We start from the raw sequence: 18,513 nt of genomic DNA on the forward strand, positions 1-18,513 counted from the left end.
CTATGCTCGATATAAAAGAAATAAGACTGTTTTTCCTCCGTAACGGCTACCTGCTTATTATATCGGCATGGCTGTTCACGTTCGCATTCCTGTTCAACAACTACTGGAGCTATTATTCCTCCCCGCACGGCGTGCAGCGCAGCCTGGAAAGCGACATCCGGTCGCGGCAGGAAGATTTTAACGAACTGGCGGATGATACCGCCATCGTTAATGCGCTGTTTAAAGGCTCCTACGAGGAGCAAACCTTGCAGGATATTTACCGGGAAAGCTATTATGTTTTTGCGTACGACAGCACCCAGACGGGCCTGCAGCCACGTTTCTGGAGCACCAGCTCCATCGCCCCCCCGGTGCAGGAAGGCCTGCGGGAGGGCGTGACCTTCCGCCGCCTTGTGAACGGATACTATGTGATGCTCTGCCGCAAGGTGCAGCCGATGAAATATGTAGTGGGACTGATCCCCGTGAAGCAGGAATTCGCCATCAACAACGATTACCTGCAGAACCAGTTTTACGGCCGCCCGGCCATCGGCCGGGAATACGCCATCCATCTGCGTCCGCCGGGACTGCCGGTGCTGGATGCGAATGAGAAGATACTGTTCTACCTTTTTTATAATCCCGGCCTGCAGGAGCCGTCGCCCAGCCTCACGAGCATGCTGCTGCTGACGGTGGGTTGTATTTGCGTGCTGATCTTCATCAACCTGTTTGCCACGCTGATGGCGCGCAAGCTCACGCCGCTGTGGGGGTTTTTGTTTTTGCTGGGCGTGGTGCTGCTGTTCAGGGTGCTCAGCTACGTTTATAACTTCCCGATAGACCTGCGCGCGCTGAATCTTTTCGATCCCACGATCTACGCGAAAGACGAGATATTCAAGTCGCTGGGGGACCTGCTGCTGAACGTGCTGCTGGCCTTCTGGCTGATCCTGTTCTTCCGGCAGCATGTGCGCACTATTCACCCGCCGGTCGTCCGCACCAAATGGCAAAGCCGCCTGATCATCGGCGCGGCGGGGCTGGTGATGTTCATCGTGGGGCAGTTTCTGCTGGAACTGATACGCAGCCTGGTGATCGACTCCAAGATATCTTATGACGTTACCAACTTTTTCAGTCTGAATGAATACAGCGTGATCGGCAGCATGAGCCTCGGTTTCATCGCCATCAGCTTTCTTTTCTTTTCACAGATCGTCAACTACCTGCTCAACCAGCTGACGGATTTTCAGTACCGCGCCAAGTATATTTCCCTGCTGGTGGTGGGACTGGTATGGCTGGCGTTCCGCTTCAATGCGCCGGACCTCAGCGCTTCCGTGGCTTTCATGTTCTGGCTGCTGGGGTATGTTGTGCTGCTGGACTTGCTGGAACTGCGTTTCAGCCAGGGTAGCGCCACGCTGCCTTTCATCGTGTGGATGCTGGTGATGACCGTCACTACCTCCGCCGTGCTCATCTACTATAACAACCAGAAAGAGCAGACCAGCCGCATGCGCGTGGCCATGAACCTTTCCAAGCAGCGCGATCCCTACCTGGAAACCCTGCTCAACGATGTAGGCGAACGGCTGGCGCAGGAACCCCAGGTCAAAAACTTCTTTTCGGAACGCACGCGCACCAGCAAACGGCAGCTTGAGCGCACCTTGCAGGAAAAATATTTCTCCCGCTACATCAGCCGGTTCAACGTGCTCTTCTTTACATTCGATGAAGAAGGCCAGCCGCTTTTTAACAGTGGCCGCACCAGCTTTGAATCGTTGCAGGACCGCATCATGGTGGGCAGCGAACTGCCGCATGTGCTCGGCCGCGATCTTTATTACGATGAAAGGAGCTTTAATGACTATAGCTATATCGGTAAGAAGGAGATCTATGGGCCGGGGGACACCGTGTCCGGCTACCTCTTTTACGAAGTACGCTCGGAACCGGAAATAGCGCAGCCGGACCGGCTTTATCCCGAATTGCTGATCGAAAGCGCCATGCACGATGCCGCGTCGGAATACACGGACCGGTACTCCTATGCCGTCTACAACAAAGGCGTGCTCGTGACCAATCACAACAATTATCCTTTCAAGGCAAGGCTCACGCCCGCGGAGATCCCCGTGGCCGATGCGGTGTTCGATGAACAGAAGGGTTATTCGCTGCTGTACTATAAAGATTCGAAAGACAAGCTGGTGGTGGTGGCAAAGCCCACGCGGAACTTCCTGGAGTTTATCACGCTGTTCGCTTACATGTTCTGCCTTTTCCTGCTGATCATCGGTATTTACAGCCTGGTAGACCTGCTGGTAAAGGCGAGGCTGCGCATTTCCAACCTTCAGTCCCTCCTGAAGCTCAGCATCCGCAACAAAGTGCAGAGCACGATCATCTTTGCCGTGGCCTTTGCATTCCTGGCATTGGGGCTCGCCACCATCCTGTTCTTCATCAACCGTTACCGCGCGGAGAACGCGGAAAGGCTGAGCAGAACGGTGCACAGCATTGCGCGGGACATAGAAGCGGTCTTTTATTCGCAGCGCATGCTGGACCAGGTGGAGACCATCTACGATTCCATTTTCCTTGCCGATCTGTCCCGCAACATCGGCGTCATTGCCACAGAGCATAATGTGGACGTGAATATTTATGATACGCGCGGGAACCTGCAACTGTCCGCGCAGCCGCTCATGATAGAAAAAGGGCTGATCTCCGGCGCTATGAACCCGGTGGCTTTCTATCAGCTGTCGAAGCTCCGGAAGATCCAGTACATCCAGGAAGAGCAGATCGGAAAAATGAAATACATCAGCGGCTACATTCCGCTGCGGGACAAGGATGGCGCCTTCGCCTATCTCAATGTGCCGTATTTCGCCACACAAACGGAGCTGAACCAGCAGATCTCCACGTTCCTCGTGGCGCTCATCAATATCAACGCATTTATTTTCCTGATCGCCGGCCTGCTCGTGTTGCTGATATCCAATACCATCACCAAATCTTTTTCATTGATCACGGACAAGCTGCGAAGCGTGAACCTTGGGCAGCAGAACGAGCCGGTGGAATGGGATAAGGAAGATGAGATAGGTTTGCTGGTAAAGGAATATAACAAGATGGTGCAGAAGCTGGAAGTGAGTGCCGCCATGCTGGCGAAAAGCGAGCGGGAGGGCGCCTGGCGGGAAATGGCCCGGCAGGTGGCGCACGAGATCAAGAACCCGCTGACGCCGATGAAGCTCAGCATCCAGTACCTGCAGCGTGCTATCGCCAACGATTCCCCGGATGTGAAAGCCCTTTCCAGGAATGTGGCGAACACGCTGGTGGAGCAGATCGAACACTTGTCCAACATCGCATCGGACTTCGCTGCTTTCGCGCATATCACGAAGGTCAACAACGAAGTGTTCTCGCTGAGCGAGCTGCTGTCTTCCGTAACGGGACTGTACATGAGCAACCCCGAATGCCATATTTATTTTGAGCGGAATGAAAAGCCGTATAAGGTGGATGCCGATAAAACGCAGATCAACCGGCTTTTCACCAACCTGCTGCAAAACGCCATACAGGCCATTCCCGAAGGGAAGGAAGGGCATATTGCCATCAGCATGCAGGATGAAGGGGAAGATGTGGTGGTAAAGGTGACCGATAACGGTACCGGCATTCCGCCGGAGGTGCAGCCGAAGATCTTTGTGCCGAATTTCACCACGAAGTCGTCTGGTACGGGCCTGGGCCTGGCGATGTGCAAGAACATTGTGGAGCAGGCTGGCGGGGAGATTTGGTTTACTACTTCTCCCGGTATTGGCACTACGTTTTATGTGAAGCTGCCGGTGGTGGGGTAGAGGAAACAAAAAAAGATGACCACGTGGTCATCTTCAATTATCTTTCGGAGAGCATAATTATTTCACTTCCACAAAGCTCTCCCTGATCTTCTCCAACAACTTGCTTTCGATCATTTTCTTCGCCAGCCCGATCATATTGGAGAACGCGCGCTGCCCGGAAATACCATGCCCGATGATCACCGGCTCCGCCACGCCGAGCACAGGCGTACCGCCATATTGCTCGAAATCGAACTTGTCCATATAATCATCCTTGATATTGCGGCGAACGGCCACATCGTGGAAAGATTCGGCCATTTTCAGTATCACGTTGCCGGTAAAGCCTTCACAAACGATCACATCCGCCGTATCCTTGAAAACGTCCCGTCCTTCTACGTTACCGATGAAGTTCAGGTGCGTGTTCTCTTTCAGCAGGGGATAGGTGGCCTGAGCGAGAAGATTGCCTTTGCCTTCCTCTTCACCGATGTTGAGCAATCCCACTTTCGGTTTGTCCGTACCCATGATGTACTGGGAGTAGAGGGAGCCGAGAACGGCGAACTGTACCAGGTTTTCCGGTTTGCAGTCCGCATTGATGCCCACATCCAGCAAAAGACCGTACGAGCCGTTCTCCCGTGGAACCACGGTGGAAATGGTAGGCCGCTGAATGCCTTCGATCAGTTTGATGGAGTAGATGGCGCCCACCATCATGGCTCCGGTATTGCCGGCGCTGATAAACGCATCGATCTTTTTGTTCTGAAGAAGATGAAAGCCGATGGAGATGGAGGAATGCGGCTTTTCCTTGAGTGCTTTGGTAGGATGTTCATTCATCCCTATTACCTGGGATGAATGAACAACTGTATATCTTGACTGGTTCAGCTGCGCATCGGCTAACAGGGGTGTTAGGGCCTGCTCGTCACCGATCAGCACAAGATGCGCATTGGATGCATCACCGTCTAAAAATAATTTTACTCCTTTTACTGCTTCTGCGGGGGCAAAGTCGCCACCCATCATATCTAGCCCGATTCTCATGAACTGTAGTTTGTCTGTTAGCTCGGGGTAAAATTAGTAAAAATTATTATTTAGCAGCGGCTTGTTTTTCCAGTACTACTTTTCCTTTGTAGAACAGTTTGTTTTCTACCCAGTGGGCACGGTGTCTCAGGTGCACTTCGCCGGTAGCGCTGTCTGTGCTTAAAGTGTCAGCAAAAGCCTTGTAATGCGTTCTTCTTTTAGCTGATCTTTGTTGCGAATGTCTGCGTTTAGGATTCGGCATTTTATTTGTTTTTTAATTGTTCTTGTTAATATTAATTGTCCCTGAACTTCTCCAATCCTTTCCAGATCGGGTTCGTTTTGTCCTCGCCCTGCTGCTTCATTTTATCCAGCATTTCCAGCACCTTGGGATCGCAACCGCTTTTGCCGTTGCTGTCATCCGGGTGAATGCGCTGCATGGGAATGCTGAGGTTGATGAACTCATATACAAAATCGGCCACATTCAGGTGTGATTCCGTTCTGGCGATATAAGTCACATCCGGATCTTCATCCGTGTTCAGCTCTTCCGGATTTTCCACCAGCTTTACCACCTGGTTGAAATCGTCCCACAACTGCATTTCAAACGGCTGTCCGCAGCGGTCGCAGGTAACGGTTACCGTACCCCCCACCTCGAATTTCAGCAAAAAGAAGTTATTCTTCTTGTCAAATTGTAACTTTACCGTGGCGTTACAGTTCGAGAAATCCTGCGGCCCGTAGTTTTCAAAGAAACTATCAGTGATCTGGTATTGGAATGTGTGCACTCCGGGCGTCAGACCGACAAAAGCTATGTCAAATTCGCGGAGATGCTTCATATCAAAAACCTCACTTTTAGAGGGATGCAAAGGTAATCAAATATTTCCAAAAGCAAAAATTTCCTACTTTTGCTGATACTCATACTGATTTTATATATAAAAATTTATAAAAATATCAGATATTTATTGATAGACAGTTGTGTCAAATTTCCTAACTTCATACCGTTTTAGGATAAATTGTACAAATGCCTTATGAAATCCTATAAAGTACCCTATTCAGCAGACGACATGACACCCAAAGGAAGAATAGGCCGGATCAAGAAGCGTTCTTTGAAGTCCCCTTCCTCCCAGGCGGAAGGACTGCCCCATATATTTGCGCTCCCCATTGCTGTTTACCTGCAAAATACCAATGCAGGCGTCCTGGTCTCGGATGAAAAGCACCGCTTTATCTGGGGCAATGACGTTTTCATGGAATATTTCAACACCGGCAACGGTTACGATGGCAATATCATTAACAAGTCATTCCGCGGGATGATCGAATTTATTACGCCTTACGTGACGGACGCTGCCGCGTTTGAGTTGAAAATGAAGGAGTTGAAGAAGCGGAAAAAGCCGTTTTTCGGCTGGGAAATGGTGTTCAGGGATGGTCATATCCGGGAAGTGAGCTATATTCCGGTGTACGACGAAGGCCGTTTCGCCGGCAGCATCTGGCAGATCGTGGACGTGACCCGTCACCGCGTCTGGCAGGAAGAGCTGAAACGCACCGACGAGAAGTACCGGGTGATACTGGACAATCTCAATGCCGCCCTGTGTGAAACGGACCTCGAAGGCAATATCACGAAGGTATATGAAAGCTTCTGCCGCCTTTCGGGGTATACGGAAGATGAACTGATAGGCCGCAATATTACAGATATGTTCGTACCGGAGGAGAACCGGGAATACGCCCGCAATCTCCGCCGTTACCGCGTGGAAAAGAAAGTGGCCCTGCTGTACGACATGGAAATAGTGCTGAAAGACGGCTCCCGTAAATGGGTGCTGGCCAGTTCCGGCAATATTTACGACCGCGAAGGCAACGCGGTGGGAGGCGTGGGCATTCATATGGACATGACGCCGCAGAAGATCCTGCAACAGGAGCTGGAAGCGGCCCGCCAGGCCGCGGAAGACGCCCAGCGCGCGCAAAAGGAATTCCTGGCTAATATGAGCCACGAAATCCGGACGCCGCTCAATGCCATCATCGGCATGGCGCATTTGCTGGAAGAAACAAATCCGGACGAGGAACAAAAGGAGTATATAAAGATACTGAAGCATTCATCCGGCATCCTCCACGGCCTTATTACGGACATCCTGGATATTTCCAGGATAGAGGCCGGCAAACAGGAAGTGAACGCCCGGGAATTCGACCTCCGGGAGCTGGTGCAGAGCATGAAGCACACTTTCCAGCTGAAGCTCGGGCAACGGCCGGTAAAAGTGACGGTAGACATCGACAAAAGGATCGATACCCTGCTGATCGGTGACGACATGATCCTGAACCAGATCCTCATGAACCTGCTGGGGAATGCGGAAAAGTTCACGAAAGAAGGGGAGATCGCCATCAGGGCCAGCCTGGAAGATATACAAGGTAACGCTCTCTGGCTCCGGTTCTCTGTTTGCGACACCGGCATCGGCATTCAGAAAGACAAACTGGAACTGATCTTCCAGAACTATAAGCAGGCGGAGAAAGATATCCGCGAGCGCTACGGCGGCACCGGCCTCGGCCTGGCGATCGCCAAGCAGCTGGTGGAGCTGCAGGGCGGAAAGATCAGCGTACAGGAAGGAGGGGAATACAGTACCTGCTTTTCCTTCACGCTGCCTTTCACAGACACGGGCAAGCCCGTGCAGCCGGACGCTGCGTCAGACCTGGAAAGCCGCCACGCCCGGTTTAACTTCGGGCAGTCGAGAGTGCTGGTGGTGGAAGACAACCAGATGAACCTGAAATATGTTATCAGCTTGCTGGAAAAATATCATGTGGATTACCAGCTGGCAACGAACGGGCCGGATGCGCTCTATTTCCTCGATTCCCGGCAGTATGATCTTGTGCTGATGGACATCCGGATACCGGGAATGGACGGGTTCGAGCTGGCGAGAAAGATCAGGGAAGATGAAAGCAAGCCCAATGTGGCCACACCCGTGATCGCCACCACCGCGGCCGCCATGCCAAGCACGGTTACGCTGGCCCGCAACATCGGCATCACGGACATTCTAACGAAGCCCTATACACCTGATCAACTGTTGCAGGTGTTGAACAAATACCTCAACGAAGACGAAACTGAAATCATTATGGAAGTGCAAAATATTAGTGGTTATGAATTTCACCCCGGCCTGGATGTCCGGTACCTGAATACGCTTTACGAAAGCAACATCGGTTATGCGATCGACCTGTTCGAGATCTTTGTAATGACCATCCGGGAAGAGATGGGCAAGCTGGAGACCGTGGCCAGAGATCATGATTGGGAACAGCTCAAGTTCCAGGTACACAAGATCAAACCTAACTTCTCCATGGTGGGGCTGACCTGGATCACACAAAAGATGGAAGGGCTGGAAGCTTATCTCCGTAAAGCTGTAGAGCTGGAGAAATTACCGGCCATGCTCGAAGATATCACCAAAGAAGTGAACCAGCATTTTCCGGTGATCGAAGAAGAACTGCAAAAGATGTACGAATTTGTGAAAGCCGGGCAGTAACCGGCTCAGACCCCATTGAGTATTTCCTTCACATCGTTGTAGTAATTACCACCGAACAGTACAAGATGTACCAGCAGCGGGTACAGCTGGCATAGCCCTATGCGCTGCTGCCAGCCTGCTTCCAGCGGTTTTATGGCGTGATAGGTATAGTAAAAGCGTGTGTCAAACCCGCCGAACAGCCGCGTCATGGCCAGGTCCATTTCCCGGTGGCCGTAGTAGACCGCCGGATCGAAAATATATGCCTTGCCGTTAGTGCCTACCAGGAAGTTCCCGCTCCACAGGTCGCCATGCAGCAATGCGGGCGGTTCATCCGGGAACAGCTCCGGCAGCCGCTTGCAGATGGATTCCAGCTGCTGCATCATCTGTTTGTCCAGCCGCCGCAGATCATACGCCATACGGCCTACCGGCAGCAGGCGGTTGAAGGCGTAGAACACAGACCAGGTGGAGTAGGGGGTATTATGTTGTTTGATGGAACCGATATAATTGGGCGCGCCCAGCCCGAAGTAAGGCTGTGTTTGCTGATGCAGCTTCGCAACGGCGGCGGCGAAGTTTTCCCAGAAATCGTTGGAGGCGGTGCCTTTTTCCACGTACTCCGTGACCAGGAAGGAGCGGTTGCCCGCCCGGCCGTGACAGATGGGCTGGGGCACGCCGATGTGGCCGGTCTGGCGCAGCTCCTCCAAGCCGTCCTGCTCCCGGAGGAACATATCCGGGTAGCGGCGGGCGTCGTTGAGCTTCAGGAACCATTCGCCCGCGTTGGTCCGCAGGCGCCAGGTTTCATTTATGTCACCGCCCTGTACTCTTTCAGCGTCTTTTATCTGTATTTTCACGGATAATTGTGTGGAGAGCGCCCCGGCAATATCCGGTGTGATTTTTTCATCTATCATGTTCCTTTAAGTTAAAATGGAGACGAACGACCAGATCAGGAAACAGTTAATATCGATCGCCATCTGTATGTCAGCAATTTTGTTGTTGAACGGGTTGTTTGCAGCGGGTGGCTGGCTGGCGGACCTTTATTTTCATAGGTGGTACGTTTTTATCAGTACGCTATTAAGAAAAATTACCGGCATGGTGCCAATAAGCATAGGCGATGTAATATACATCATCTGGCTCATAGTTGGTATAATTTTTATATTAAGAATGATATGGAACCTGGTTCGTGGCCGGTGGAAACGCTTGCTGTATATGGCTTTGAAAGGAGCAGCCGTTTTGATGTGGTTGTATTTTACGTTTTTGTTATGCTGGGGAGGACATTACCGGCGGCATACGCTGGCGGAGGACCTGCAGCTGAAAATGGAGCGATATACGACGGCTGATCTGTACATGCTCACGGATACGCTGGTGAAGATCACCAACCGGGAGAAAGCGGCGCTGGAAGCATCCGGATTGCGGCCTTTGGAGAAAACGGAGATGTTCAGCCTGGCGGCGGAGGGGTACCGGCGTTTGTCGGATTCCCTGCCGGTATTGCGGTACCAGCATCCATCCGTTAAATCGTCCATGTTCGGGGAGTATCTGAACTACCTTGGTGTCACGGGGTATATGAACCCCTTCACCCACGAAGCCCAGGTGAACACCACCGTGCCCGTCTTCATCCAGCCCTTCACCACCTGCCATGAAATTGCCCACCAGGTAGGCTATGCCCCCGAGGAAGCCGCCAATTTCATCGGGTATATTGTGGCCAGCAATATGACGGATAGCCGTTTCCGTTATGCCGCCAGCTTCGAGATGCTGCTGTACAGCGTCCGGCAATTGGGACGGCGGAACGCTTATTACGCGAGGCTTTTGTGGGACCAAACGGATACCGGCGTGCGGGAAGATGTGCGCCGCCTTTCCATGTTCTACCGGAAATATGAAGGGCCGATCGATGATTATTCCGCTGTGCTGTACGACCAGTACCTGAAGGCGAACCAGCAGGAGCATGGCATCAGGAGCTATAGCGAGGTGGTGGGATGGCTGATGGCGTATTTCGGGATCTAGTTTATCATCAGCTTCAGCACGCGAGCGGGCAGTATGGAAGCCAGCGGTCAGTTCATCATCAGCACGTTGACGCTGCGCTGCAGGATATTGAACGCGATCTCCGCCATGAGGTTCTCGCGGTCTAGCGTAGGGTTCACTTCCGTGATCTCGAAACAGCAGATCTTGCGGTGCTGCATGAACTTGGAAATGAGATCTTCCGCCTCTCTTTCCCGCAAACCGTTGCTGACGGGCGTTCCGGTGCCCCGTGAAATAGAAGCGTCCAGGCTGTCCACGTCAAACGACACATAGATATATTCACAATTGCTGAGGTAGCGGAATACAGAACGCGCCACATTCTCCGGCCCCTTGCGGCGCACTTCGCCGGTAGTGATCACTTTCATCCCGTATTTCTTGATGAGGTGATCTTCCTCCTTCTCATAATCCCGCAGGGAAATGAATACAATATCCTCCGGCAGCACCTTCGGCGCTATCTTGCCGATGTTCTTCAGCTGGTTCCACATCTTCACCGTATGCTCGTCCACTTCATGCACCTTATGGTCCATATTGTCTTCCGCAATGGATGCCGCGATGGGCATGCCATGCATATTACCGGAAGGTGTGGTGTAAGGCGTGTGGAGGTCCGCATGCGCATCGATCCAGATCACGCCGAGCTTGGCCTTCGGCCGCGCCATTTTCAGCCCCGCGATGGTGGCGCCGGCGGTGCTGTGATCCCCGGAAAGCACCACGGGGAACCAGTTAGCTTTGACGGTATCGCACACGCTTTTGCTGACGCGCTCGTACATCGTATAGGTGCCTTTGATGCGTTTGGCGTAAGGCGATTCTATCGGTTCAAACAGGAGCCTGTTTTCGGTTTCTATTTCTTCTGTGGGAAAATGAACGAAGAAGCTGCTCATAAAGTCCAGCGCGGCGATCTTGATCGCATCCACGCCAAGGCTGGCGCCACGGGTACCCGCCCCGATTTCGGACTTGACTTCGATGATCTTGATGTTTTTCATATACTGTTTTGGTGTAACCGCATACATTTTTTTTAGCCAAGTATGCTCCGGCTGATCACGATCCGCTGCACTTCGGAAGTGCCTTCGTAGATCTGTGTGATCTTTGCATCGCGCATGAGGCGCTCCACATGGTATTCCTTCACATAGCCATAGCCGCCGTGTACCTGCACCGCTTCGGTGGTCACCCACATGGCGGTTTCGGAGGCAAACACCTTTGCCATGGAACCGCTTAGTGTATAGTCCAGGTGATTATCTTTCTCCCATGCCGCGCGCAGGCAGAGCAGCCGCGCCGCTTCAATGCGGGTGGCCATGTCCGCCAGCTTGAACTGGATGGCCTGGTGCTGGCAGATCTCCTTGCCGAAGGCTTTTCTTTCTTTCGAATATTTCAATGCCAGCTCATATGCGCCGCTGGCAATGCCCAGGGCCTGTGAAGCGATCCCGATACGGCCGCCGCCCAGTGTTTTCATGGCGAACCTGAAGCCAAAGCCGTCTTCCCCGATCCTGTTCTCCTTCGGCACTTTCACGTCCTGGAACATCACGCTGTGCGTATCGCTGCCGCGGATGCCGAGCTTGTTTTCTTTTGCGCCGATGGTCACGCCCGGCATGCTTTTTTCTATGATCAGCGCGTTGATGCCTTTACTGCCCAGTTCAGGATGCGTTTGGACCATCACCAGGTAAACGCTGGCGGTGTTGCCGTTGGTGATCCAGTTCTTGGTGCCGTTCACCAGGTAATGATCCCCTTTATCTTCCCCGGTGGTGCGCTGCGAAGTGGCGTCGGAACCGGCTTCCGGCTCGCTCAGCATGAATGCGCCGATGATCTCGCCTTTGGCCAGCGGTACCAGGTATTTTTGTTTCTGTTCTTCCGTACCGAAGGTTTCCAGTCCCCAGCATACCAGTGAATTATTAACGCTCATCACCACGGAAGCAGAAGCGTCTACTTTCGATATTTCTTCCATCGCCAGTACGTAGGATACGGTATCCAGCCCGGCGCCGCCGTATTGCGGGTCCACCATCATGCCCAGAAAACCCAGCTCGCCCAGTTTTTTTACCTGTTCCGCCGGAAATTTCTGCAATTCATCCCTTTCTATCACGCCCGGTAATAATTCATTTACAGCAAAATCCCTGGCTGCTTTCTGGATCATCAGATGTTCTTCGGTCAATTGAAAATGCATATGTTCGTAGATTGTGGTGTTTACAAACCTATTTTAAAATGAGGATGTAAAAAAATCGGGGTATCAGAATTAAACGGCTTTTAGCAATTTCCCTGAATTGTTGAAAAATTTGCAGCAATGTAGGCCGATAGATGCGGCAATATATAAAGGGACTGCTCATAAATGCCGGAAGTCTATTATTTTTGTAGGAATATGGCAGTGAATTTAACCGCCTACCGGCAGGTGCTCAGCGAAACCGACCATCATCATGCCCGCCTGGTAGCCGTATCAAAGATCAAACCCGTTTCGGACATCATGGCGCTGTATGAGGCCGGTCAGCGCATTTTCGGTGAAAACTACGTGCAGGAGCTGGTAGATAAGGCTTCGCAGCTGCCGCAGGACATACAGTGGCATTTCATCGGCCATCTTCAAAGCAACAAGGTAAAGTATATCGCGCCCTTTGTTAGCATGATCCATGGAGTAGACAGTGCAAAGCTGCTCAGGGAGATCGATAAGCAGGCGGCGAAACAGGGCCGGGTGATCGATTGCCTGCTACAGGTGCATATTGCCACGGAGGAAACGAAGTTCGGGCTGAACGGACAGGAACTGTATCAGTTGCTGGATGAAACCGGCGATTTACAGCATGTGCGGGTAGCGGGACTGATGGGAATGGCCAGTAATACGGATGATGAGGCGCAGATACGCCGCGAGTTCGCGGAGCTGAAAGAGCTGCATGCAGCCGTAAAGGAAAAGTATTTCGCGGGCCGCGATGATTTTAAAGAGCTGTCCACCGGCATGAGCGGGGACTATAAAATAGCGCTGGAAGAAGGCAGTACGCTGGTGCGTATTGGTAGCCTGCTGTTCGGCGCGCGGAATTATGTTTAAAAGGATCAAAAAAGTAATGATGAGAAAATTAATATGGATATTGATGACGGGCCTTGCCGCATGCAGCACGCAACCTGCACCGCAGCTCGCCACAGGCACCTGGCAGGGGCACCTCGTCCGCGAAGATGGCGGTGATATTGTGTTCAACTTCAACGTGTCAGACAGCAGCGGTAAAAAGACCATTCATATCATCAACGCCGGCGAACGCATGCTGGTGGACGATATACGGCAGGAAGGGGATTCCGTTTTTATCCGGATGCCTTTCTTTGATTCTGAATTCAAAACTGCCTTGCAGGCGGACGGCAGCCTGCAGGGCCAATGGGTCCGCCACCTGGCTGACAGCGATGCCAGCATAACGTTTAAAGCGTTCCCCAACGTGTCCGAACGCTTCCCGACTTCCACAGAGGCAAAGTTCAATGTCAGCGGACGCTGGCCGACATATTTCAAAACGCCCGGTAAAACGGACAGCAGCTTTGCGATCGGGGAGTTCCGGCAGGAAGGGAACAAAGTGCAGGGCACGTTCCTGACCACCACCGGCGATTACCGCTTCCTCGAAGGCGTGGTGGACGGCGACACGCTGAAGCTGTCCACTTTCGACGGCTCCCATGCCTACCACTTCTCCGCCTTGGTGAAAAATGATTCTACGCTTACCGATGGCGTGTTCCTGCAAGGGTTTACCGCCACGCGGCAATTCAGCGCGAAGAAAGACAGCAGTGCACAATTGCAGGACGCCACCACGCTTGCTACCGTGAAAGAAACCGGCGCCGTGCTGGATTTCACGTTCCCCGATCTCAACGGTCAGCAAGTATCCATCAAAGACGACCGCTTTAAAAATAAAGCTGTGATCGTTCAGCTCTCCGGTTCATGGTGCCCCAACTGCATGGATGAAACCGCTTACCTGAGTGAATGGTATAAGCTGAATAAAGACCGTGGTGTGGAGATCATCATGTTGTGTTACGAGCGCACGACAGATTTTGAAAAATCGAAGAAAGCAGCGGAAGGTTTTGCAAAAAGATTTGATGTAACATATCCTGTGCTGCTGACCGGTGTAACACCTTCCGATCCGCAGAAAGCAGAGAAAACTTTACCGCAGCTCACAGGCATCAAAGGTTTTCCAACTACGATCTATGTTGATAAGACCGGGAAGGTGAAGGAAGTGCATACAGGGTTCAACGGGCCTGGTACTGGCGTGCATTTCGAGGAGTATAAGAAGGAGTTCAATGCGTTGATGGATGAGTTGTTGAAGTAGTTATTTCGATGAATATTTCTGAAAGAGAAATGCGGGAAACTGCGTTTCTCTTTTTCATTTACAATCATTCTGATCGAATCAAAATCAAATTTTCAAAATTGATTTTTTGTATTGTCAATTCATCTATATTTGAAAAACATGAAGTGCTTTTTCATGGATTGGAAATTGCTGACCCAATCAAGAAATTTAACATTGTGATTAACACATTAGACATGTAGAAAGCAATGTTATTGGCTGACAAAACAGCCAGTTCTGTTTAATGAAAAATAGAACACAAAAAAAACCATCCAGGTTCAGAGTTATCCTGGATGGTCTTACTAGAGTAGTAAGTTTAGCTACAAAACTCAAGAATCTTTTTGATCTGTTTCATTAAGATTCGGAGACCTGGGGGAAAAGCACTCCTCCGGGTTCTTTTATAAAATTACATCATTTTTTAATAACCCGTAAATCATTTTGCAACTCCTCCCCTTAACGCTTCCATTTTGATTTGTGCCTGATCCGGATTATTTTTCTGGCACAATCACGATTATGAAAAAGCTCCTTACCTTTTTGTTGCTTGCCGGCATCACCTTCCAAACCAATGCGCAGCAACAGCTTAAACCCGCCGCATCTGTTTCCGCCGCGGGCTTCTCTCCCGAACGGCTCAAGCGACTGGACAGCTTCTTCAACGAAGCCATCAAAAACGGTTACGCGCCCAACGCAGTCACTTTCATTGCCCGCAACGGCCAGATCGTTCATCATAAAGCCTACGGCTTCAGCAACATTGAAAAACGCATCCCGGCAAAAACTACGGATATCTTCCGCATCGCGTCGCAGACCAAACTTATCACGACCATCGCCATGATGATGCTCTACGAGCAAGGGAAGTTCTTCCTCGATGATCCCATCGCCAAATATTTGCCGGAATTTAAAGACATACAGGTGCTCGTGAGCTATGATAAAACCACTGGTAAGATCGAAACGCGCGCTCCCAAAACTCCACCAACTATCCGGCATTTACTGTCGCACTCCGCTGGCATTGGCTATGGTACGGAGCTGGACAGCCAGCTGTTTGGCGGAAGCATGACTTACCTCAGCTCCCTGGACGCCATTACAACGGAAGAGATCGTGAAAAAAGTAGCCAAACGCCCGCTGTCGCACGACCCCGGCGCACAATTCACCTACGGCTATAATACGGACGTTGCCGGCAGGATCGTGGAAGTGCTTTCCGGCAAATCCCTGAACGATTTTTTCCAGGATCGGATCTTTACGCCGCTGGGTATGCAGGACACCTGGTTCTATCTGCCGCCGTCCAAAGCAGACCGGCTGGTGGAACTGTACGCCAAACCAACCATGGAAAGCCCTATCACCCTGCACGCCAGCGAATCCAACCGGAAATTCCCCATTGCCGGGAAGCAGACGCTGTACCTTGGGGGAGCGGGGTTGGTGAGCACGGCGGCGGACTATGCGAAGGTCTGTCAGCTGATCCTCAATGGCGGGGAGTTCAATCATGTACGGCTGCTTTCACGCAAAACAGTGGCGCTGATGGGCCGCAACCAGATAGGGGAGAGTGAGGTGTGGGACAGGCATGATAAATTCGGGCTGGGATTGCAGATCATTACGGAGAACTCCCGTTACGGAGATCAGGCCAGTGTGGGCTCCCTGACCTGGGGAGGCGCTTACTGCTCGGAATATACCATCGATCCGGAGGAAAAACTGATCATGCTGGTATTCACCAACGTATCTCCTTACGCATATTATGGGGAATTCGTACGGAAATTCAGGATACTGGCGTATCAGGCATTGGAGTGAAAACTGATGCTGGTAGCCGTTGCCAGCAGAAGCTTACCATGCGGGCTTTCCCGGTTAAAACTCGTTCTTCCACATCATGCTCTCCACCGGGCGCACGGTGCGACCGTTATATTTAGCATTGCCTTTCTTGTTGTAAAAGGTCTCGATCTCGCCTTCCACCGCGAAATAGATCAGCTGTCCCACCGGCATCCCTGCGTATATGCGTACGGGTTGGGCGCAGGAGATCTCGAGCGTCCAGGTGTTGCAGAATCCCACATCGCCCTTGCCGGCGGTGGCATGGATGTCGATACCCAGTCGGCCGGTGCTGGACTTGCCTTCCAGGAAAGGAACGTGGGCGTGGGTTTCGGTATATTCCAGCGTTACGCCCAGGTACAGGGTGTCCGGCTGCAGTACAAAACCTTCTTCCGGTATCTCGAAATGCTCGATCTCGTTGTGTTTGCGGGCATCCAGCACGCGGTCCTTATACGTCGCCAGGTGTTTCCCCAGATGCACGTCATATGAGTTGGTCCCCAGGTATTTGCGATCATAAGGGCTGATCACGATAGTCCCTTTTTCAATTTCCTCGAGTATCCGTTTGTCAGACAAGATCATGATTGTGATTTGTTTAGGTTAGGCCAGTTGGGTATTTCCCGTTAAATTCGCGTTTAATGCGGCGAATTTATGCCTTTAATACGTACGATACAAATAGATGAGGATACGAAACTCGGAGTGTGGAAAATTGGTGAAGAAGAAGCCTTTTTCAGGACAAAAGTGGCGATCGAGCCGGAAGTACATCATCCCCATAAGCGCCTCCAGCACTTCGCCGGCAGATATTTGCTGGTGCAGCTGTTCCCGGAGCTGCCGGTGAACGATATCCGGGTCATGGACAGCCGGAAGCCTTATATTCCGGGAAATCCTTATTATTTTTCCATTTCCCATTGCGGGGAATTTGCCGCTGCCATTGTGAGCACCCGGGAGAATGTGGGCATAGACATCGAGCAGGCGCAGCCGAAGATCGGCAAGGTAGCCCACAAGTTCCTTGCCCCGCGGGAAGCCGCATTCCTGTCGAAGGACAACAAGCTGTACCACCAGACGGTTTGCTGGTCTGCCAAGGAAGCGGTGTATAAATGGTATGGCATGGGAGGGCTGGATTTCAGGGCGCACATGCAGCTGCAGGCTTTCCCTTTTCAAACTACCGGCATGCTCACCTGTGATTTTCTGAAAGGGGAAACGATGGCCTGCCTCAGCTTGCAATATTTATTTGATAACGACCTATGCCTGGTTTGGGTATCAGGAGCTAAAACATCAAGATGAAACTATTCCTGATCGGCTTCATGGGAGCCGGAAAATCCTATTGGGGCAAACAGCTGGCCGGGCATTTCGGCCTCCCTTATTTTGACCTGGATGAAGTGATCGTGGAGCGGGAAGACATGTCCGTTGCGGATATCTTTTCAGAAAAAGGAGAAGAATATTTCAGGACGCTCGAAGGCGAGGTATTGCGCGAGCTGACGCTCTCCAACGACGCTTTCCTGATCTCCTGCGGCGGCGGTACGCCCTGCTTTTCAGACGCGATGGACTTTATGAACGCGAACGGTATCACCATCTGGCTGAACCCTTCCGTTCCCGTTATCGTGGAGCGCCTTCAGCGCAAACAATATAAACGCCCGCTGATACAGGACCTTTCGCAGGAAGATCTGACGGCGTTCACAGAAAAGAAGCTGGCGGAACGGCAGCCGTTTTATGAGCAAAGTCAGATCATTATCAGCGATGATGAGGTATCTTTGGAAACATTTGATAAACTGATCCGTAATGCATAAAACATTTCTCGTATGGGCGGCACTGTTAGGTGCGCTCGCCGTGGTGCTCGGCGCTTTTGGCGCACACAAACTCAAAGAGCTGGTGCCCCCGGAGTCCGTCGCCACTTTCCAGACCGGCGTGACCTATCATTTTTACCATGTGTTCGCCCTGCTGGCAGTCGGCATCCTGTATGCGCACATCCCTTCCACGCAGCTGGTATGGGCCGGCCGGTTTTTCCTGCTTGGCATCCTGCTCTTCTCAGGCTCGCTGTACATCATGGGCTGCCTGAACATGAGCGAGCACGTGGGGCTGCGCAAGCTGGGCATTGTTACGCCTTTCGGCGGATTGAGCTTTATTGCGGGATGGGTGATGCTGTTGCTCGGCGTGCTCAAAAAAGCATAACCGGAGAACATCCGGCTTTGAAAACATAAAAATGCGAATGAAGATACCTGCGATTTTTTTTGT

The 18,513-nt window shown here is 51.8% G+C and carries 16 protein-coding genes; 9 read left to right on the forward strand and 7 right to left on the reverse strand.

The window, feature by feature from the left end:
- Positions 1 to 2 precede the first annotated feature (2 nt).
- Positions 3 to 3,755, forward strand: a complete 3,753-nt coding sequence (locus CCY01nite_RS15170; RefSeq protein WP_146863296.1) for a sensor histidine kinase — start codon at positions 3 to 5, stop codon at positions 3,753 to 3,755.
- Positions 3,756 to 3,812: 57 nt separating this feature from the next.
- Here the strand turns inward: CCY01nite_RS15170 and plsX are convergent, their stop codons facing one another.
- From plsX to CCY01nite_RS15185, 3 genes are read right to left on the reverse strand one after another with little or no spacing between them, the layout of a single operon-like run.
- Positions 3,813 to 4,760 carry a phosphate acyltransferase PlsX gene (gene plsX / locus CCY01nite_RS15175; RefSeq protein ID WP_146863299.1) on the reverse strand — a complete coding sequence of 316 codons (948 nt, stop codon included), beginning with the start codon at positions 4,758 to 4,760 and terminating at the stop codon, positions 3,813 to 3,815.
- A 46-nt stretch (positions 4,761 to 4,806) separates the two neighbouring features.
- Positions 4,807 to 5,001, reverse strand: coding sequence for a 50S ribosomal protein L32 (gene rpmF, locus CCY01nite_RS15180; protein ID WP_146863302.1), 195 nt, complete (start codon positions 4,999 to 5,001; stop codon positions 4,807 to 4,809).
- A 31-nt stretch (positions 5,002 to 5,032) separates the two neighbouring features.
- Positions 5,033 to 5,569, reverse strand: coding sequence for a YceD family protein (locus tag CCY01nite_RS15185; RefSeq protein WP_146863305.1), 537 nt, complete (start codon positions 5,567 to 5,569; stop codon positions 5,033 to 5,035).
- 192 nt (positions 5,570 to 5,761) lie between these two features.
- On the opposite strand from CCY01nite_RS15185, the gene CCY01nite_RS15190 reads away from it, so the two are divergent.
- Positions 5,762 to 8,227 (forward strand): PAS domain-containing hybrid sensor histidine kinase/response regulator, encoded by a 2,466-nt coding sequence (locus CCY01nite_RS15190; RefSeq protein ID WP_146863308.1) that lies wholly within the window; start codon positions 5,762 to 5,764, stop codon positions 8,225 to 8,227.
- Between the two features lie 5 nt (positions 8,228 to 8,232).
- Here CCY01nite_RS15190 and CCY01nite_RS15195 read toward each other — a convergent pair whose 3' ends face one another.
- Positions 8,233 to 9,111, reverse strand: a complete 879-nt coding sequence (locus CCY01nite_RS15195; protein WP_146863311.1) for a fructosamine kinase family protein — start codon at positions 9,109 to 9,111, stop codon at positions 8,233 to 8,235.
- Between the two features lie 67 nt (positions 9,112 to 9,178).
- Between CCY01nite_RS15195 and CCY01nite_RS15200 the strand changes: the two genes are divergently transcribed.
- Entirely contained in the window at positions 9,179 to 10,201 is a 1,023-nt protein-coding gene (locus CCY01nite_RS15200; protein WP_186831075.1) for a DUF3810 domain-containing protein, read from the forward strand.
- Positions 10,202 to 10,248: 47 nt separating this feature from the next.
- On the opposite strand, the gene CCY01nite_RS15205 is transcribed toward CCY01nite_RS15200, so the two are convergent.
- A complete protein-coding gene (locus tag CCY01nite_RS15205; protein WP_146863317.1) occupies positions 10,249 to 11,196 on the reverse strand; it encodes an arginase in 948 nt (315 codons plus the stop codon).
- Positions 11,197 to 11,228: 32 nt separating this feature from the next.
- Complete coding sequence (locus CCY01nite_RS15210) at positions 11,229 to 12,368, reverse strand: acyl-CoA dehydrogenase (protein ID WP_146863320.1); 1,140 nt, start codon at positions 12,366 to 12,368, stop codon at positions 11,229 to 11,231.
- 192 nt (positions 12,369 to 12,560) lie between these two features.
- Between CCY01nite_RS15210 and CCY01nite_RS15215 the strand changes: the two genes are divergently transcribed.
- From CCY01nite_RS15215 to CCY01nite_RS15225, 3 genes are all read left to right on the forward strand, one after another.
- Positions 12,561 to 13,232 carry a YggS family pyridoxal phosphate-dependent enzyme gene (locus CCY01nite_RS15215; protein ID WP_146863323.1) on the forward strand — a complete coding sequence of 224 codons (672 nt, stop codon included), beginning with the start codon at positions 12,561 to 12,563 and terminating at the stop codon, positions 13,230 to 13,232.
- Positions 13,233 to 13,251: 19 nt separating this feature from the next.
- Complete coding sequence (locus CCY01nite_RS15220) at positions 13,252 to 14,481, forward strand: TlpA disulfide reductase family protein (protein ID WP_146863326.1); 1,230 nt, start codon at positions 13,252 to 13,254, stop codon at positions 14,479 to 14,481.
- 528 nt (positions 14,482 to 15,009) lie between these two features.
- Positions 15,010 to 16,272, forward strand: coding sequence for a serine hydrolase domain-containing protein (locus CCY01nite_RS15225; RefSeq protein ID WP_146863329.1), 1,263 nt, complete (start codon positions 15,010 to 15,012; stop codon positions 16,270 to 16,272).
- Between the two features lie 54 nt (positions 16,273 to 16,326).
- On the opposite strand, the gene dcd is transcribed toward CCY01nite_RS15225, so the two are convergent.
- A complete protein-coding gene (gene dcd / locus CCY01nite_RS15230; protein ID WP_146863332.1) occupies positions 16,327 to 16,863 on the reverse strand; it encodes a dCTP deaminase in 537 nt (178 codons plus the stop codon).
- 69 nt (positions 16,864 to 16,932) lie between these two features.
- Between dcd and CCY01nite_RS15235 the strand changes: the two genes are divergently transcribed.
- Genes CCY01nite_RS15235 through CCY01nite_RS15245 form a run of 3 tightly spaced genes read left to right on the forward strand, consistent with a single transcriptional unit; the run spans position 16,933 to position 18,450 of the window.
- A complete protein-coding gene (locus CCY01nite_RS15235; RefSeq protein ID WP_146863335.1) occupies positions 16,933 to 17,565 on the forward strand; it encodes a 4'-phosphopantetheinyl transferase family protein in 633 nt (210 codons plus the stop codon).
- Complete coding sequence (locus tag CCY01nite_RS15240) at positions 17,562 to 18,068, forward strand: shikimate kinase (RefSeq protein ID WP_146863337.1); 507 nt, start codon at positions 17,562 to 17,564, stop codon at positions 18,066 to 18,068. Before CCY01nite_RS15235 ends, CCY01nite_RS15240 begins: the two co-directional genes overlap by 4 nt.
- Positions 18,061 to 18,450 carry a DUF423 domain-containing protein gene (locus CCY01nite_RS15245; protein ID WP_146863339.1) on the forward strand — a complete coding sequence of 130 codons (390 nt, stop codon included), beginning with the start codon at positions 18,061 to 18,063 and terminating at the stop codon, positions 18,448 to 18,450. Before CCY01nite_RS15240 ends, CCY01nite_RS15245 begins: the two co-directional genes overlap by 8 nt.
- Positions 18,451 to 18,513: the final 63 nt, after the last annotated feature.

This window comes from Chitinophaga cymbidii (genome assembly GCF_007992715.1).
GTDB classification, from domain to species: Bacteria; Bacteroidota; Bacteroidia; order Chitinophagales; family Chitinophagaceae; genus Chitinophaga; species Chitinophaga cymbidii.

Excerpts from the sequence above, each read along its gene's own strand:
- CCY01nite_RS15170 (WP_146863296.1), top strand. The coding sequence starts at position 3 with ATGCTCGATATAAAAGAAATAAGACTGTTTTTCCTCCGTAACGGCTAC.
- plsX (WP_146863299.1), bottom strand. The coding sequence starts at position 4,760 with ATGAGAATCGGGCTAGATATGATGGGTGGCGACTTTGCCCCCGCAGAA.
- rpmF (WP_146863302.1), bottom strand. The coding sequence starts at position 5,001 with ATGCCGAATCCTAAACGCAGACATTCGCAACAAAGATCAGCTAAAAGA.
- CCY01nite_RS15185 (WP_146863305.1), bottom strand. The coding sequence starts at position 5,569 with ATGAAGCATCTCCGCGAATTTGACATAGCTTTTGTCGGTCTGACGCCC.
- CCY01nite_RS15190 (WP_146863308.1), top strand. The coding sequence starts at position 5,762 with ATGAAATCCTATAAAGTACCCTATTCAGCAGACGACATGACACCCAAA.
- CCY01nite_RS15195 (WP_146863311.1), bottom strand. The coding sequence starts at position 9,111 with ATGATAGATGAAAAAATCACACCGGATATTGCCGGGGCGCTCTCCACA.
- CCY01nite_RS15200 (WP_186831075.1), top strand. The coding sequence starts at position 9,179 with ATGTCAGCAATTTTGTTGTTGAACGGGTTGTTTGCAGCGGGTGGCTGG.
- CCY01nite_RS15205 (WP_146863317.1), bottom strand. The coding sequence starts at position 11,196 with ATGAAAAACATCAAGATCATCGAAGTCAAGTCCGAAATCGGGGCGGGT.
- CCY01nite_RS15210 (WP_146863320.1), bottom strand. The coding sequence starts at position 12,368 with ATGCATTTTCAATTGACCGAAGAACATCTGATGATCCAGAAAGCAGCC.
- CCY01nite_RS15215 (WP_146863323.1), top strand. The coding sequence starts at position 12,561 with ATGGCAGTGAATTTAACCGCCTACCGGCAGGTGCTCAGCGAAACCGAC.
- CCY01nite_RS15220 (WP_146863326.1), top strand. The coding sequence starts at position 13,252 with ATGAGAAAATTAATATGGATATTGATGACGGGCCTTGCCGCATGCAGC.
- CCY01nite_RS15225 (WP_146863329.1), top strand. The coding sequence starts at position 15,010 with ATGAAAAAGCTCCTTACCTTTTTGTTGCTTGCCGGCATCACCTTCCAA.
- dcd (WP_146863332.1), bottom strand. The coding sequence starts at position 16,863 with ATGATCTTGTCTGACAAACGGATACTCGAGGAAATTGAAAAAGGGACT.
- CCY01nite_RS15235 (WP_146863335.1), top strand. The coding sequence starts at position 16,933 with ATGCCTTTAATACGTACGATACAAATAGATGAGGATACGAAACTCGGA.
- CCY01nite_RS15240 (WP_146863337.1), top strand. The coding sequence starts at position 17,562 with ATGAAACTATTCCTGATCGGCTTCATGGGAGCCGGAAAATCCTATTGG.
- CCY01nite_RS15245 (WP_146863339.1), top strand. The coding sequence starts at position 18,061 with ATGCATAAAACATTTCTCGTATGGGCGGCACTGTTAGGTGCGCTCGCC.